Annotated in this window: 15 protein-coding genes; 9 read left to right on the plus strand and 6 right to left on the minus strand. The window is 69.4% G+C overall.

What is annotated here, in order from left to right:
- The first annotated feature begins 51 nt into the window (after positions 1–51).
- The 6 genes from WG898_RS11450 (at position 52) to WG898_RS11475 (ending at position 4,704) form a co-directional block, all read left to right on the plus strand.
- A complete protein-coding gene (locus tag WG898_RS11450) occupies positions 52–378 on the plus strand; it encodes an ArsR/SmtB family transcription factor (RefSeq protein ID WP_339602920.1) in 327 nt (108 codons plus the stop codon).
- A 20-nt stretch (positions 379–398) separates the two neighbouring features.
- Positions 399–911: an arsenate reductase ArsC gene (locus tag WG898_RS11455; RefSeq protein WP_339602921.1), complete on the plus strand. Its 513-nt coding sequence runs from the start codon at positions 399–401 to the stop codon at positions 909–911.
- Positions 912–913: 2 nt separating this feature from the next.
- Positions 914–1,576, plus strand: a complete 663-nt coding sequence (locus WG898_RS11460) for an aquaporin (RefSeq protein WP_339602922.1) — start codon at positions 914–916, stop codon at positions 1,574–1,576.
- Positions 1,577–1,689: 113 nt separating this feature from the next.
- Complete coding sequence (locus WG898_RS11465) at positions 1,690–2,175, plus strand: MarR family winged helix-turn-helix transcriptional regulator (protein WP_339602923.1); 486 nt, start codon at positions 1,690–1,692, stop codon at positions 2,173–2,175.
- A complete protein-coding gene (locus WG898_RS11470) occupies positions 2,166–3,518 on the plus strand; it encodes an NAD(P)-binding domain-containing protein (protein ID WP_339602924.1) in 1,353 nt (450 codons plus the stop codon). Before WG898_RS11465 ends, WG898_RS11470 begins: the two co-directional genes overlap by 10 nt.
- Positions 3,511–4,704, plus strand: a complete 1,194-nt coding sequence (locus WG898_RS11475) for an MFS transporter (protein WP_339602925.1) — start codon at positions 3,511–3,513, stop codon at positions 4,702–4,704. The genes WG898_RS11470 and WG898_RS11475 overlap by 8 nt, the downstream gene beginning before the upstream one ends.
- Here WG898_RS11475 and WG898_RS11480 read toward each other — a convergent pair.
- The 3 genes from WG898_RS11480 to WG898_RS11490 are packed head-to-tail and all read right to left on the minus strand — an operon-like array spanning position 4,670 to position 9,020.
- Positions 4,670–5,155 (minus strand): OsmC family protein, encoded by a 486-nt coding sequence (locus WG898_RS11480; RefSeq protein ID WP_339602926.1) that lies wholly within the window; start codon positions 5,153–5,155, stop codon positions 4,670–4,672. The genes WG898_RS11475 and WG898_RS11480 overlap by 35 nt on opposite strands.
- On the minus strand, positions 5,155–6,306 hold the full coding sequence (locus tag WG898_RS11485) for an aminotransferase class V-fold PLP-dependent enzyme (RefSeq protein ID WP_339602927.1): 1,152 nt from the start codon (positions 6,304–6,306) through the stop codon (positions 5,155–5,157). Before WG898_RS11485 ends, WG898_RS11480 begins: the two co-directional genes overlap by 1 nt.
- Before the next feature lie 59 nt (positions 6,307–6,365).
- Positions 6,366–9,020, minus strand: coding sequence for an EAL domain-containing protein (locus WG898_RS11490; RefSeq protein ID WP_339602928.1), 2,655 nt, complete (start codon positions 9,018–9,020; stop codon positions 6,366–6,368).
- A gap of 235 nt (positions 9,021–9,255) precedes the next feature.
- Between WG898_RS11490 and WG898_RS11495 the strand changes: the two genes are divergently transcribed.
- Positions 9,256–10,464: a hypothetical protein gene (locus WG898_RS11495; protein ID WP_339602929.1), complete on the plus strand. Its 1,209-nt coding sequence runs from the start codon at positions 9,256–9,258 to the stop codon at positions 10,462–10,464.
- A 26-nt stretch (positions 10,465–10,490) separates the two neighbouring features.
- On the opposite strand, the gene epsC is transcribed toward WG898_RS11495, so the two are convergent.
- From epsC to WG898_RS11510, 3 genes are all read right to left on the minus strand, one after another.
- Positions 10,491–11,441: a serine O-acetyltransferase EpsC gene (epsC, locus tag WG898_RS11500; RefSeq protein WP_339602930.1), complete on the minus strand. Its 951-nt coding sequence runs from the start codon at positions 11,439–11,441 to the stop codon at positions 10,491–10,493.
- 53 nt (positions 11,442–11,494) lie between these two features.
- Entirely contained in the window at positions 11,495–12,091 is a 597-nt protein-coding gene (locus WG898_RS11505) for a PEP-CTERM sorting domain-containing protein (RefSeq protein ID WP_339602931.1), read from the minus strand.
- A 169-nt stretch (positions 12,092–12,260) separates the two neighbouring features.
- Entirely contained in the window at positions 12,261–12,701 is a 441-nt protein-coding gene (locus WG898_RS11510; RefSeq protein WP_339602932.1) for an Lrp/AsnC family transcriptional regulator, read from the minus strand.
- Positions 12,702–12,861: 160 nt separating this feature from the next.
- On the opposite strand from WG898_RS11510, the gene WG898_RS11515 reads away from it, so the two are divergent.
- Both WG898_RS11515 and kdd read left to right on the plus strand, forming a co-directional pair.
- Positions 12,862–14,070 carry a KamA family radical SAM protein gene (locus WG898_RS11515; protein ID WP_339602933.1) on the plus strand — a complete coding sequence of 403 codons (1,209 nt, stop codon included), beginning with the start codon at positions 12,862–12,864 and terminating at the stop codon, positions 14,068–14,070.
- A gap of 27 nt (positions 14,071–14,097) precedes the next feature.
- Entirely contained in the window at positions 14,098–15,135 is a 1,038-nt protein-coding gene (gene kdd / locus WG898_RS11520; protein WP_339602934.1) for an L-erythro-3,5-diaminohexanoate dehydrogenase, read from the plus strand.
- Positions 15,136–15,137: the final 2 nt, after the last annotated feature.

Here is a 15,137-nt window from a genome sequence, read left to right on the forward strand (position 1 = left end):
TCGCCGCCTTGTCTTGTGTAAATAGTTCCATAAACATGGAATAATCGAAGCATGGAAGAGCAAATCATCATCCGTGCCCTGGCCGCGCTGGCGCACAGCCACCGGCTCAAGGTATTCCGCCTGCTGGTGGTGGCGGGCCAGGAGGGGCTCACGCCCGGCGCGCTGGCCGAGGCGCTGGCGCTGCCGGGCGCCACTCTGTCCTTCCACCTCAAGGAACTGGCCCATGCCGGCCTGGTGAGTCAGGAGCGCATCGGCCGCAATCTGGTCTACCGGGCGGCCTTCGAGCAGATGAATGGCTTGCTTGCCTACCTGACCGACAACTGCTGCCAGGGCGAGGCCTGCCTCAGCCCCGATGCAAAAAAAACCTGTGCCTGCTGACACTCAATCAATCAAAGCCCATGAGCACCCACGTCCTCATCCTCTGTACCCACAACTCCGCGCGCAGCGTGCTCGCCGAGGGCATGCTCAACCATCTGGCCGCCAAGGCCGGCAAGGATGTGCGTGCGCACAGCGCCGGCAGCGCGCCCAGCGGCCGCCTCAACCCCTTTGCGCTGGAGGCGCTCACGCATGCCGGCGTGGACGTGAGCGGCTATCGCAGCAAGAGCTGGGACAAGTTCAGCGGCCCCGAGGCGCCGCCACTCAGCATCGTCATCACGGTGTGCGACAGCGCCGCGGCCGAGCAATGCCCGGTGTTCTTTGGCGCGAATCGGGATGGAGGTCAGCCGGTCAAGGTGCACTGGGGCTACCCCGACCCCTCGCATGCCGAGGGCGGCGAGGAGGGCAAGCGGCGCGCCTTCGAGCTGACGCGCCAAGCGATCGGCTACCGCATGCTGCAACTGCTGGCCTTGCCGCTGGAGCGCCTGAGCCCGGCCGAGCTGCGCGCCGCACTCGAACAGATCGCGAAGAGCTGAGCATGACGACGACGATTCCAGTTTCTCGAAAGCTGCTGGCCGAAACCCTGGGCACGGCCCTGTTGCTGGCGGTGGTGATCGGCTCGGGCATCATGGCCGAGCGCCTGGCGGGCGGCAATGTGGCGATCGCGCTGCTGGCCAACACCCTGGCCACGGTGGGCGGGCTCTATGTGCTGATCGAGGTTTTCGGCCCCTTGAGCGGCGCGCATTTCAATCCGGCGGTGTCGCTGGTGATGGCCTTGCGCGGTGCGCTGCCGCGCGGCCTGCTGCTGCCCTATGTCGCGGCCCAGCTCTTGGGCGCGCTGCTGGGTGCCTTGCTTGCACATGCGATGTTCGAGCTGCCGATCTGGCAGTTCTCCGCCAAGCTGCGCGGCGGCCAGGGCCAGTGGATCGCCGAGGGCGTGGCCACTTGCGGCCTCCTGCTGGTGATCCTGCGCGCGCCGGCCGAGCGCGTGGCGGCGATGGTGGCCTGCTATATCGGCGCGGCCTATTGGTTTACCGCCTCCACCTCATTCGCCAACCCGGCCGCGGTGTTCGGCCGCCTGTTCAGCGACAGCTTTGCCGGCATCGCCCCGGCCAGCGCGCCGGGCTTCGTGCTGGCGCAACTGGCAGGTGCCGCGCTCGCCATGGGGCTGCATCGCCTGCTGGGGGCACAGCGGGCCTGAGGCGCTCTTGTTGCAACGGGGCCTGGCCCCGTTTCTTTGAGTGAAGTAGTTGCTATTGACAACCTATAAGACGAGGCCTATCGTGCGCCCACATAGTTGCTGTAGACAACCATATGAGCCCCAAGAATGCCGCATCCGGCAGCCTGTTGCGCGAAGTGGCGCGCCTGTACACGCGCGCCCAGCGCGTCGTGGCGGATTGGTGCCGTACCACCAGCACCCAGTGCCATCTGCTCACCGAGCTGGCGCGTTCCGGCCCGCTGCCGCTCTCGGAACTCGGCACCCGCCTGAGCCTGGAGAAGAGCTGGGTGTCGCGTGCGGTGGAGGGCATGGCAGCGCGTGGCTTGGTGAGCAAGGTGCCGAACCCGAGCGACGCAAGGAGCTGGCTCGTCACGCTCACCGCCGACGGCGAACGCACCACGCGTGAACTGAACAAAACCCTCGACACCCATGCCCAGGACCTGCTGAGCGCGCTGGACGAGCGCGAGCGGGCGGCGGTGGAGAGTTCATTGCTATTGCTCTTGAAGGCCCTGCAGGCGGATACCGCAGCCAATTGCTGCCTGCCGCCCAAGGCCAGGAAGGAATCGACATCATGTCCCTGACGACCCAAACGAATGCAGCGCTGCCGGTGGCGGTGCTGGGAGCCGGCCCGGTGGGGCTGGCCGCGGTGGCGCAGCTGATCGCGCGCGGCCTGCCCTTTGTGGCGCTGGAGGCCGCAGCGAGTGTGGGCGCGCATCTGCTGGACTACGGCCATGTGCGCCTGTTCTCGCCCTGGCGCTACAACATCGACGCCCAGATGGCGGCTCAGCTGGCCGCCAGCGGCTGGCAGGCGCTCGAGGCCGAGGCCCTGCCGCTGGCCGGCGAGGTGGTGGAGCGCGTGCTCAAGCCCTTTGCCGCCCTGCCCGAGGTGGCGCGCGGCCTGCACCTCAACACCCGCGCGACGGCGATCAGTCGCGAGGGTTTCGACAAGGTCAAGAGCGCCGGCCGCGAGCGCGCGCCTTTTGTGATCCGCGCCGAGCAGGGCGGCCGGACGCTGGAGTTCCGCGCCCGCGCGGTGCTCGATGCCACGGGCACTTGGGGTCAGCCCAACCCGCTGGGCGCCGGCGGCCTGCCGGCGCTGGGCGAGGCCGCGGCGGCGGCGCAGATCCATTACGGTATTCCCGATGTGCTGGGCGCGCAGCGCGAGCGTTATGCCGGCAAGCGCACCCTGGTGGTAGGGGCCGGGCACTCGGCCGCCAATGCCTTGCTGGCACTGGCCGAGCTGGCGCAGCAGGTGCCGGGCACGCGCCTGGCCTGGGGCGTACGCTCGCCCGCGCTGGAACGGGTGTTCGGCGGCGGTGCGGCCGATGCGCTGCCGGCACGCGGCCAGCTGGGCACGGCGCTGCAGGCGCTGCAGGCCAGCGGCGCCATGGAGTTCATCGGCGGGCTGCGCATCGCGGCGCTGCAAGCGGTGGATGGCAAGCTGAGCGTGCTGGGCAGCCAGGCGCAGGGCGGGGCGCTGCGGCTGGATGGCTTCGACGAGATCATCTGCGCCACCGGGCAGCGCCCCGACCTGAGCCTGGCCAGCGAGTTGCGCGTGAGGCTGGATCCCTGGCTGGAGTCGACCGAGGCCCTGGGGCCGCTGATCGACCCGAACCTGCACAGCTGCGGCACGGTGCGCCCGCATGGGCACCGCGAGCTGGCCCATCCCGAGCCCGGCCTCTACACCCTGGGCGTGAAGAGCTATGGCCGCGCGCCCACCTTTCTGATGGCCACCGGCTTCGAGCAGGCGCGTTCGGTGGTGGCGGCGCTGGCGGGGGATTTGGTGGCCGCCGACCGGGTGGAGCTGGAGCTGCCGGAAACCGGCGTCTGCAGCGCGGGCGAGGCGCCGTCATCGGCAGCAGCAGCGCCGGCGTCCTGCTGCGGGGTTGCGCCCAAGGCCACCACGGCCAGCTGCTGTGGCTGAGCCGTCAGCGGCGGCCCGCAGCGCCACGGTGCTGAGCCTGGGCGCGGCCCAGACCCTGGCCTGGGCCTCGTCCTACTACCTGCCAGCGATGCTGGCCACGCCGATGTCGCGCGCGCTGGGCGTCACGCCGGCGACGGTGTTCGCGGCCTTCTCGCTGGCGCTGGTGGTATCGGCCCTGCTGGGCCCCTGGGCCGGCCGTGCCATCGACCGCCACGGCGGCCGGCCGGTGCTGATGGCCAGCAGCGCTGTGTTCGCCCTGGGTCTGGCGGCGCTGGGGATGGCGCAGGGGCCCGCCAGCCTGCTCGCGGCCTGGTTGCTGCTCGGGCTGGCAATGGGCGGCGGGCTGTACGAGGCGGCCTTTGCGTCCTTGGTGCGTCTGTATGGCCAGGGGGCGCGCAAGGCCATCACCGGCATCACCCTGATCGCCGGCTTTGCCAGCACCCTGGGCTGGCCGCTCAGCACGCTGATGGAGCAGCTGTGGGGCTGGCGCGGTGCCTGCTTTGGTTGGGCGGCCCTGCATCTGCTCATCGGCCTGCCCCTGAATGCCTGGCTGCCCGCGGCGGCGTCGCTGGCGACCGAACAGGGCGCGCGGGCGCAGGGCGCTAGCGCTGCCGCGCCGGCAGTTGCCGGCCTGCGCAGCGCGGCCCTGCTGGCCCTGGTGTTTGCCATCGTCGGTTTCATCAGCACCGCCATGGCCGCGCACCTGCCGCGCTTGTTGCAGGCCAGCGGCAGCACCCTGGCCGCGGCGGTGGCGGTGGGCGCGCTGATCGGCCCGGCCCAGGTGGGCGCAAGGCTGCTGGAATATGGTCTGCTGCGCCGCCTCCATCCGCTATGGGTGGCGCGGCTGGCGGCCGTCCTGCATCCGCTTGGCGCGATCGCGCTGGCCCTCTTCGGTGCGCCGCTGGCGCCACTGTTCGGTCTGCTGCATGGTGGCGGCAACGGCATCCTCACCATCGTCAAGGGCAGCTTGCCGCTGGCGCTGTTCGGGTCGCAGGGCTATGGCCGGCGGCAGGGCCTGCTGATGGCGCCGGCGCGCGTGGCGCAGGCGCTCGCGCCCTGGCTGTTCGGCCTGTGCCTGGACGCCTGGGGCGCGGCCGCGCTGTGGCTCTCGGCCGGCCTGGGCCTGCTGGCCAGCGCGGCGCTGTTGCTGCTCAGGGGCGGTGGCTCCAGCTCCCCGCCACCCTGATCTCGGTGCGCACGGAATTGGCGAGGTAGCAGCTCTCATGCGCCTCGTGGTGCAGGCGCTGCAACTCGGCATCGCTGGGCAGCTTGGCGCCGCTGAAGGCGATGGCGGGCTTGAGCGTCAGCTCGGTCATGACTTCCTGGCCGGCGGCGTTGTGCGCCATCAGGCCCTCGGCGGCGTCGCGGTAGCTGTCCACCACATAGCCGTCGCGCGCCGCCAGGCTGAGGAACCACAGCATATGGCAGCTGGAGAGCGCGGCCACATAGGCTTCCTCGGGGTCGACGGCGCTGGGGTCTGAGAAGGGCAGGCGCACCACCTGGGGCGAGCTGGAGGCGGGCACCACGGCGCCGCCGTCGAAGCTCCAGCGATGCGCGCGCGAATAGCGCTTGTCGCTGAAGCGCGCCTCGTCGGCGCGCTGCCATTCGACCAGGGCGGTGTAGTAGTGATGCGACATCAGGCCGCCTTCTGCTCGGCGGCCCCGAGGATGCGGTCCAGCGCCTGTGCCAGCGTCGCCACGCTGCGCTCGGGCGCGTGCAGCTTGTCGAGGCCGAACAGGCCGATGCGGAAGCTCTTGAAGTCGGGGCCCTCGTCGCATTGCAGCGGCACGCCGGCGGCGCTCTGGATGCCCTCGGCCAGGAAGGCACGGCCGTTGTGCAGGCCGTCCAGCGTGGTGTAGCTCACCACCACGCCGGGAGCCTGGAAGCCCGGCGCGGCGACGCTGGGGAAACCGCGCGATTCGAGCAACTCGCGCACCTGGCGGCCCAGCGCCAGCTGCTCCTGGCGCAGGCGCTCGAAGCCGTAGGCACGCGTCTCCAGCATCACGGCGCGCGTGGCGGTCAGCGCATCGGTGGGCATGGTGGCGTGGTAGGCATGGCCGCCGCCCTCATAGGCCTGCATGATCTGCAGCCATTTCTTCAGGTCCATCGCGAAGCTCGAGCTGCTGCTGGCGGCGATCGCGGCATGGGCACGTTCGCTCAGCATCACGAAGGCGCAGCAGGGCGAGCCGCTCCAGCCCTTTTGCGGCGCGCTGATCAGCAGGTCGACGCCTGTGGCCTGCATGTCGACCCAGAGAGCGCCCGAGGCGATGCAGTCCAGTACGAACAGCGCGCCCACCGCGTGAGCCGCGTCGGCCACCGCGCGCAGATAGTCGTCGGGCAAGAGCATGCCGGCCGCGGTCTCCACATGCGGGGCGAACACCAAGTCCGGCCGCTGGGCCTGGATGCTGGCCACCACCTCCTCGATCGGTGCTGGCGCGAACGGCGCCTGCGCGCCCGGCGCGGCGCGGCGCGCCTTCAGCACCTGCTGCTCGGCCGGGATCTGGCCGGCCTCGAAGATCTGCGTCCAGCGGTAGCTGAACCAGCCATTGCGCAGCACCAGGGTCTTCTTGCCATGCGCGAACTGGCGCGCCACCGCTTCCATGCCGAAGCTGCCGCTGCCCGGCACCACGATGGCCGCGCGGGCCCGGTAGACCTCCTTCAGCACCGCCGAGATGTCGCGCATCACGCCCTGGAATTTCTGCGACATATGGTTGAGCGCGCGGTCGGTGAAGACGACCGAGTATTCGAGCAGGCCGTCGGGGTCGATATCGGGCAGCAAGGCGGGCATGGCGGGTCCTCAGTGGCAAGACGGGGTTGCTGGCCAGCTTAGCATCGACGTTGCCCCGCTCAGGCCGCCGACAGGGTTTGCCAGATGGCGCGCTCCTGCCACTGGCGGCGCCAGGCCGGAAAGTCCGCGGGCGGCATCGGCCGTGCGATGCCATAGCCCTGGGCCAGGCGGCAGCCCAGCCGACGCAGCAGCGCGCCATGCTCGAGGGTCTCGACGCCTTCGGCGATGACCTTGCGCTGGAATACCGCGGCCAGGCGGATCACGCCCTCCACGATGCCCAGGTCGTCGGGGTCGCTGAGCATGTCGCGCACAAAGCTCTGGTCGATCTTGAGCGTGTCGACCGGCAGCTTGCGCAGATAGGTCAGCGATGAATAGCCGGTACCGAAATCGTCCAGCGCGAAATGCACGCCCAGTTCGCGGCAGCGCCGCAGGATGGCGACGGCCTGTTCCATGTCGCCGATCTCGGCGGTTTCCAGCACCTCCAGCTCAAGTTGCGAGGGCGGCAGTTGCGGATGCGCGGCCAGCGCACTGCGCAGATGCTCGAAGAAATCGGGCTGCAGCAGGTGTTTGGCGCTGATGTTGGCGCTGACCTTGACCGCCTCGCCGGCCTGCTGCCAGGCCGCCGCCTGGGCCACCGCGGCGCGCAGCACCCAGGCACCCAGCGCGCCCTCCAGATCGCTGCCATGGATATGCGGCAGGAACTCGGCCGGCGAGACCATGGCCGCGCCCGGCGGCAACCAGCGTATCAGGGCCTCGACGCCGATCACCTCGCCGGTCTGCAGGTCGACCTTGGGCTGGTAGTAGAGCGCGAACTCCCCTTGCAGCAGCGCAGTGCGCAGACGCTCCAGGTGCTCGCGATGGAGCTGCACGCGGCGGTCGCTGACGGGGTCGAAGAACTGGTAGCGGTTCTTGCCGGACTCCTTGGCCTGCAGCATGGTCTGGTCGGCATGGCGCAGCAAGGTGTCGGCGTCGACATTGTCGGCCGGGTAGAGGCTCACGCCGATGCTGGCGCTGGTGCGGATGCGGTGCGGACCGATCTGCACCGGCCTTGCCACCGCCTGCAGCACGCGGTCCAGGATGCGCGTGCATTCCTCGGGCGCGGCGATGCCGGAGAGCAGCAATACGAACTCGTCGCCGCCCAGGCGTGCCAGGGTGTCGTCGGCGCGCATCACGGCGCGCAGCCGGCTCGCCACGCTGATCAGCAGCTGGTCGCCCACGGCATGGCCGAACTGGTCGTTGATGGTCTTGAAGCCGTCCAGGTCGAGAAAGCACACGGCGCTGGACTTGCCGCTGCGCGTGCAATGCTGGATGGCCTGGCGCAGCCGATCGGCCAGCAGGCGGCGATTCGGCGTGCCGGTCAGCGCGTCGTAATGGGCCACGCGGTCCAGCTCGGCCTCATGGGCCTTGAGCCGGCTCAGGTCGGAGAAAGCGCCGATGTAATGCTGCACCTGGCCATGGGCATTGCGCACCACCGAGATCGACAGCAGCTCGGCATAGACCTCGCCGTTCTTGCGCCGGTTCCAGATCTCGCCGTGCCAGCCATCGTGGCGCAGCAGCTGAGTCCAGAGATCGGCGTAGAACGCCGCGTCATGGCGCCCGGAGGCCAGCAGCTTGGGCGTCTGCCCGACCGCTTCCTGCGCGCTGTAGCCGGTGATGCGGCTGAATGCCGGATTGACCTTGGTGATCAGCAGGGCCGGGCTGACCACCATGATGCCCTCGTGGCTGCCCTCGAACACCACCAGCGCCTGCTGCAGATCGGCCTCGCGGCGGTGCTGCTCGGTGATGTCGCGCGCGATACCGAACAGGCCGATCACGGCGCCATCGCGATCGCGCACCGGGCCCTTGGTGACGGCGAAGGTGAGCGCACGGCCGTCCTGTGTGTGCAGCTGCTCCTCCAGGCTGTGTATGGTGCCGGCGCGCATGATCTCGGCATCCGCCTGGCGCAGCCGCGCGGCGGCCTCGGGGGCGAACAGCGCCTGGTCGTCGGCGCCCAGCAACTCGTCCATGCGCTTGCCCACAAAGCCGGCCGCCGCCGCATTGGCCATCAGATAGCGGCCCTGCAGGTCCTTCACGAACACGGCATCCGCGCTGCCGGCCAGCACCGTGTCCAGCAACCTGGCGTTCAGTGCCAGCTTGGCCAGCGAGCGCTGCAGCACCGCGCTCAAGAGGCTCACCAGCACGCCGTTGAGCAGCAAGAACGCCCATTGCAGGCGGTCGTGGGGATTGGCACGGGCACTGTGCAGGGGCAGTGGCGCCAGCAGGTCGGCGCCCACGGCCGCCAGGGCGGTGGCGAGCAGGCCGGGCCCCAGCCCACCCATCAGCGCGCTCAGTATCACCGGCAGCATGTAGAGGATCAGGCCTGGGTGTCGCACTTCGCTGCGCAGGCTGTGCTGCAGCCACAGCATCGCCAGCGTGATGACGCTGGCAAACAGGTAGCGCAGCCAGGGCCGCATGGGCGAGCTCTTGACGCTCTGGGTCAATGTGTCCAGCAGAGTCCCGCCCGGCGGCGCTGCCGAGGCCGGCACGGCGACCAGGCTCAGGTAGACGAAAGCGGCGCTGGCCGCCACAAAGAACATGCCTTTGATGCTGGATATCCAGACCATGCGCTCGGCCGATACCAGCTCGAGCAGCAACTGGTCGGACAGCAGTATCCAGGCCAGCGCCAGCGCGGCATAGCTGAGCGTGGCCAGCAGGATGTAGCGGCCGCGGCTCATCGGCGCTGGCCCCTCAGGATGGCGGGCAGCTGCGGGCTGAGCGGTGCGTGGCTCGACATAAAAAACTCCCTGATCCGGCGCGTGTGCTTGTTGCACATCAATGCCCGTACACCATAGTGTGGTGTCGCTTGCTTACATGCATCTTCGCGGTAGGGCATTGCCGCCGCTGCGGTGGCCCTTAAACTGCGCGGCGGCGCGCCGCCAATCCCAGCCCGATAGCCTCCTGCACCGCTACTTGTCCAGCCTCGCACACCCCAGACCGGCGGCCTGGTTCGCCGGCGACCGCCGGCCCACCCGGCTGCAGCAATGCCTGACCCTGGCGCTGCTGCTGCATGTCTGGCTGGTGCTGCTGGTGGGCAACACGCCCGGCGGCAGCGCCCGCCCGGGCGAAGGCGTGTGGGGGCGCTTGAATGTGTCGCTCGATCTGGGCGGCACACCGGGCGAAACCGGCAGCAGCCCGCAGGCAGCGCCACGGCCCAATGTGGGCGCCGTGGGCGAGGCCAGGCGCGAGCGCTTTGGCGGCGCGGTGCGCAGCGAGGCCGAGGCGGCCGCGGCGCCCGAGCAGCCGGGGGCTGCCAAGCTGGGCATGTGGCAGGCGCAGCCGGCCGAATTGCAGCGCGAGCGGTCCGAGCGCCTGCCGCCCCTGCCGCAGGCCCGCCTGGCCGAGCTGCCCAGCGTGGCCACCGAGCCGCCCGAGGCACCGGCGCCGGTGTTGAAGAGCACCGCCGTGCCCGCACCGGCCTTGACCCGTGCCACGCGCGGCGCGCTGGTGCCGGCCGCCTCGCCCGGCCAGGCCGCCGAGGCCCTGCCCAGATTCGAGCCGCCCAAGCTGCCCGAGGCCGCGCCGCTGGTGACCAAGGCCACGCCCGAACTGGCGCCGCAGCTGAGCCGGCTGCAGCCCGCCGGGGCCGAGCTGCCGCCGGCCAGCCCGGTGCGCTCGGCCGAGAGCCTGCCCAGCTTCGAGGCGCCCGAACTGAAGACGCCCAGCCGCGTCACCAAGACCAACCCGGACGCCGCGCCCCAGCTGACGCGGCCCGACCCGGCCGCGCTGACCGAGGCGCTGCGGCCGCAGAGCAGCGCCGTCGCGAGCGGCGCCGTGCCGCGCTTCGAAGCGCCCAGCCTGCCGATGGCGGGAGCGGGCGTGGGCGCACCGGACGCCGGCGCGCGCCTGGGCCAGGACGTGGCGACGGCGCCGTCCACGCCCGCCAGCGCGCCCAAGCTCGACCTCGAATGGCGGCGCCCGCGCGGCGGCGAGATTTCCCGGCAGGGCTCGCGCGGCGTGCTGGAGCTGCTGGCGCATCCGCCCGAGCGCAAGTCCAAGCTCAGCGAGAGCCTGGAGAACGCCGCCAAGAAGGACTGCCGCGAGGCCTATAGCGGTGCCGGTGTGCTGGCGGCGGTGCCGCTGCTGCTGGACGCGGCGCGCGACAAGGGCTGCCGCTGGTAGCCAGCGGCCCGGCGGCTCGCCGAGGGTCAGGTGTTGCCGCCCTCGCAGACCTGCAGCGAGCTGGCCTGGGTGACGTTGCTGCCCGGGGGGACGCTGCGCGTGACCCAGACGTTGCCGCCTATGGTGGAGCCATGGCCCAGCGTGATGCGGCCCAGGATGGTGGCGCCGGCATAGATCACCACCTCGTCCTCGACGATGGGGTGGCGCGGCTGGCCCTTGCGCACATGGCCATCGGCATCGACCGGGAAGCTGCGCGCGCCCAGGGTCACGGCCTGGTAGATGCGCACGCGCTGGCCGATCACCGCCGTCTCGCCGATCACCACGCCGGTGCCGTGGTCGATGAAGAGGCCGGGGCCGATCTGGGCGCCGGGGTGGATGTCGATGCCGGTGCGGGCATGCGAGAGCTCGGCCACGATGCGCGCCAGCAGCGGCACGCCCAGGCGGTAGAGCTGGTGCGCGATGCGGTGGTGGATCATCGCCGCGATGCCGGGATAGCAGATCAGCACCTCGTCGACGCTGCGGGCCGCGGGGTCGCCATCGAAGGCGGCCTGCACATCGCTGTCGAGCAGGCGGCGGATGGTGGGCAGGCCGTGGGCGAAGGCACGCGTCAGCGCCGCGGCATGGGCGGCCACCGCCGCGGCGGGCTCGCTGGCCTCGCCGCTGCCGGGCTGGCGCGCCGCATGGCGCAGCTCCAGCAGGATCTGGCCGCGCAGCGCCTGCAACTGGGTATGCAGGGTGTGGCCGACGTAGAAGTCCTCGCCGTCCGGGCGCAGTTCGGGCGGGCCCAGGCGCATCGGGAACAAGGCACCGCGCAGACCGTCGACGATGCTGCCCAGCACCTCGGCCGAGGGCAGCTCGCGGCCGCCGGCTTCGTTGAGGCGCTGCTGGCTGGCGCGCCAGTCCTGGCGGGCCTGGCGCAAGGCGCTGACGACGGCGTCGAGCTCGAGATCGGATTCGGGGGTGGGCGTGGCGTTCATCGCGGGGGGCGGTTCAGGACGGATGCCCCAGTCTAGCCCGGCGCCCGGGACGCTCAGGCTTGCTGCTGCTTGGGCCGGCGCCGCCACAGGCTGAGGCTGGTGCCGGTCAGGCCCGCCAGGGCCAGCGCCATCGAGGTCAGCAGCACGCTGCTGGGCTCGGGCACATGGCTGGCCACGCGGCCCTGCGTGAGCAGGTTGTCGCGGCCGAAGGGGCTTTGCTGGCTCACCGCGCCGGAGATGAAGTTGCTGCCATTGCCGGTGCTGATGCTGTCGCCGGCATGCCAGTTGGCCAGATAGGCCGCCTGGCCGCTGTAGCTGAACTCGGCGCTGCTGCCGGCACCGAAGTCCTGGAAGCCGTCCAGCGAGAGCTGGGGCGCATGGGCGCTGGCCAGGTCGCCCAGCGCGGTATTGAACAGATTCAGGTTGAAGCGGGCATGGCCGCTGAAGGGGTGCAGGGCGTCGGCCTGCCAGGTGGCGGTCCAGGCGCCGCTGTCGCTGAACACCAGGTGCACCGCGATCACATCGCCCACCGGCCCGCCGTCGCCGGCCAGATCCTGCCATTGCACGCTGAAGGTATTGGCCTGAGCGGCGGCGCAGAGCAGGGCCAGCATCGCAGTGGCGGCGTAGCGCAGCGCGGGCTTTCTCTTCATGGCAATTCCTTTGTTTTCATGCTGACCCCAGACTAAGCAGGGCCAAGCCATGCGTCAACGGGCAGCTTGACGAGCTTGGGGGGGGGAGGCGGGCCACCGGCGCACGCGCTGCCCGATAGCGTGCGCTACATCACATCCGCCTGACCCAGCGCCGAGGCCGGCGCGCTGCCTACTCGGGCCGATCGAGCTTACAGCTCAGCAGGATGGTCGAGACGGTGTCCACCACGCCGCGGATGCCGCGAATACGGTCCAGCAGCGCATCCAGCTCCTCGGTGGAGTCGGCCGTCACCATGGCGCAATGGTCGAAGCGCCCGCTGACGTTGTAGAGCTTGCGGATCTCGTGGCGCTTGGTGAGTTCCTTGGTGACGTCCAGCTCCAGCTTGGAATCCGCCGAGATCAGCACCATGGCGCGGATGCGCGGGCTGGCCTTGCCGCTGGCCACGCTGATGGTGTAGCCGGTGATATGCCCGCCATCCTCCAGCGCCTTCATGCGCAGTTGCACCGTGCTGCGTGCGCAGCCCAGCGCCTTGGCCAGCTTGACCACCGGCAGGCGGGCATTGACGCGCAGCAATTCCAGCAGCTGCTGGTCGACATGGTCCAGCTCAAGCATAGGGTTTTCCAGGACAAAACATCAAATTGCCTTTGAATCATGCATTGTGACTGAAGTTTGTCGCGCCGTTACGGCAGATTGCCTGTTTGAGCCGGCAGAACTGATTTTTAAAATTTTGCATCCCTCTTGTCTATACAAGAAGCCCATCAGGAGATGCAAGATGCTGCAGAACGTTATCGAGATCCAGACCACCGCCCCGTCCAATGCCCAGAGCAGTGGCAAATTGCTGACGCGCGCCGAGCTGGACGCCTACGATCCGCGCTCGGAATCCTGGCAGAAGCAGTTCTCGCGCCGCTACACCCACCATGCCGAACTCAACGGCGTGTTGAACGGCGTGGAGAACGTGGACGAGACCGTCTACAGCAAGTTCGCCGTGGCGCTGACGCCTTATATGGCCCAGCTGATGGACCGCGACGATCCGAACTGCCCGATCCGCCTGCAATACCTGCCCAGCCACCATGAGCAGACCAAGCCCGGCTTCGCCACCATGCTGGACCAGCTGGGCGAGGAGGGCGACACCATCCCCGGCACCTCCATCGTGCACCGCTATCCGCGCCGCGTGCTCTTCCTGGTGTCCAACACCTGCGCCACGCTGTGCCGCTTCTGCACCCGCAAGCGCATGGTCTCGCAGCCGGCCGGCTCGGTGCACAAGGACGAGATCGAGGCCTCGATCGACTACATCGCCGGCAACAAGGACATCGAGGACGTGCTGCTGTCCGGCGGCGATCCGCTGACCTTCACCGATGAGCGCCTGGACTACATCCTGGGCGAGCTGCGCCGCCGCGCCCCGCATGTGCGCTTCCTGCGCATGGGCTCGCGCATGGTGGTGCAGCTGCCCACCCGCATCACGCCCGAGCTCTGCGCCGTGCTGGAGAAGCATCGCGTGCAGATGATCAATATCCACATCAACCACCCCAAGGAAATCACCCCGCTGCTGCGCGAGCGCGTCAAGCTGATCCAGAAGGCCGGCATCATGATGGGCCTGCAGACGGTGTGCCTGAAGGGCGTGAACGACGATGTGCAGGTGCTGCGTGAGCTCTTCATGCAGACCATCGAGATGGGCGTGCGCCCCTACTATGTGTACTCCACCGATATGGTCGAGGGGGCGCACCACTTCATCGTGCCGCACCAGCGCATGATCGAGCTGTATGAAGGCCTGCGCGGCTGGATCAGCGGCCCGGCCGTGCCGACCTTCATCGTCGACGGCCTGGGCGGCCTGGGCAAGCTGCCCATCATCCCCAGCTATGTGCGCGAGGAAGAGCTGCCCGACGGTTCGGGTACCACGGTGAAGTGCCGCAACTACGCCGGCAAGACGGTGGAGATGCCTGGCCTGGGCCAGAACTACAGCCTGCCCAGCCGCAGCAACTGAGCCTCAACCGTTCCCGAGCACATGCCCATGAAACAAGGTTCCCCCTACGGCATCCACCGCGTCATCGAGCCCCAGGGCGTGCTGCCGCAAGGCGCATGGAAGATCTCCAATGACATGGAGATCTACGACAACGAGATCCTGATCGACGTGTCGTGCCTGAACATCGACGCGGCCAGCTTCACCCAGATCAAGAAGGAAGCCCAGGGTGACTTGGCGCAGGTGGAGCGCATCGTGCGCGGCATCGTCGAGCAGCGCGGCAAGCACCACAACCCGGTGACCGGCTCGGGCGGCATGCTGATCGGCACGGTAGCCCAGATCGGCCCCAAGCTGGCCGGCAAGACCGACCTGCAGGTGGGCGACAAGATCGCCACCCTGGTGTCGCTCTCGCTCACGCCGCTGCGCATCGACGCGATCAAGCGCATCCACCTCGACAAGGACCAGATCGAGATCGAGGGTCGTGCAGTGCTGTTCGAAACCGGCCTCTACGCCAAGCTGCCGGCCGACATTCCCGAGAAGATGGCGCTGGCCATTCTCGACGTGGCCGGCGCCCCGGCGCAGACCGCGCGCCTGGTGCAGTCGGGCCAGACGGTGGTGGTGATAGGCGGCGGCGGCAAGTCGGGCACGCTGTGCGTGTACGAGGCCCGCAAGCGCGTGGGCCCCGCCGGTTGCGTGATCGGCGTCTCGCCCTTCGCCAAGGACTGCGAGCGCATGCGCGCGCTGGGCTGGGTGGATCATGCGCTGCAGGTCGATGCCACCGACGCGGTGGCGCTGATGCATGCGGTGGCCGAGGTCACGGGTGGCCGCATGGCCGATGTGGTGATCAACTGCGTCAACATCCCCAACACCGAGATGGGCAGCATCCTGGCCACGCGCGATGGCGGCAAGATCTACTTCTTCTCCATGGCCACCAGCTTCACCGCCGCGGCCCTGGGCGCCGAGGGCGTGGGCAAGGACATCGAGATGATCGTGGGCAATGGCTACGCCAGGCACCACGACAAGGTGGCCCTGGAGCTACTGCGCGAGAGCCCCAAGCTGCGCCAGCTGTTCGAAGAGCTTTACGTCTGAAG

This window comes from Paucibacter soli (genome assembly GCF_037482845.1).
Lineage (GTDB): Bacteria > Pseudomonadota > Gammaproteobacteria > Burkholderiales > Burkholderiaceae_C > Paucibacter_B > Paucibacter_B soli.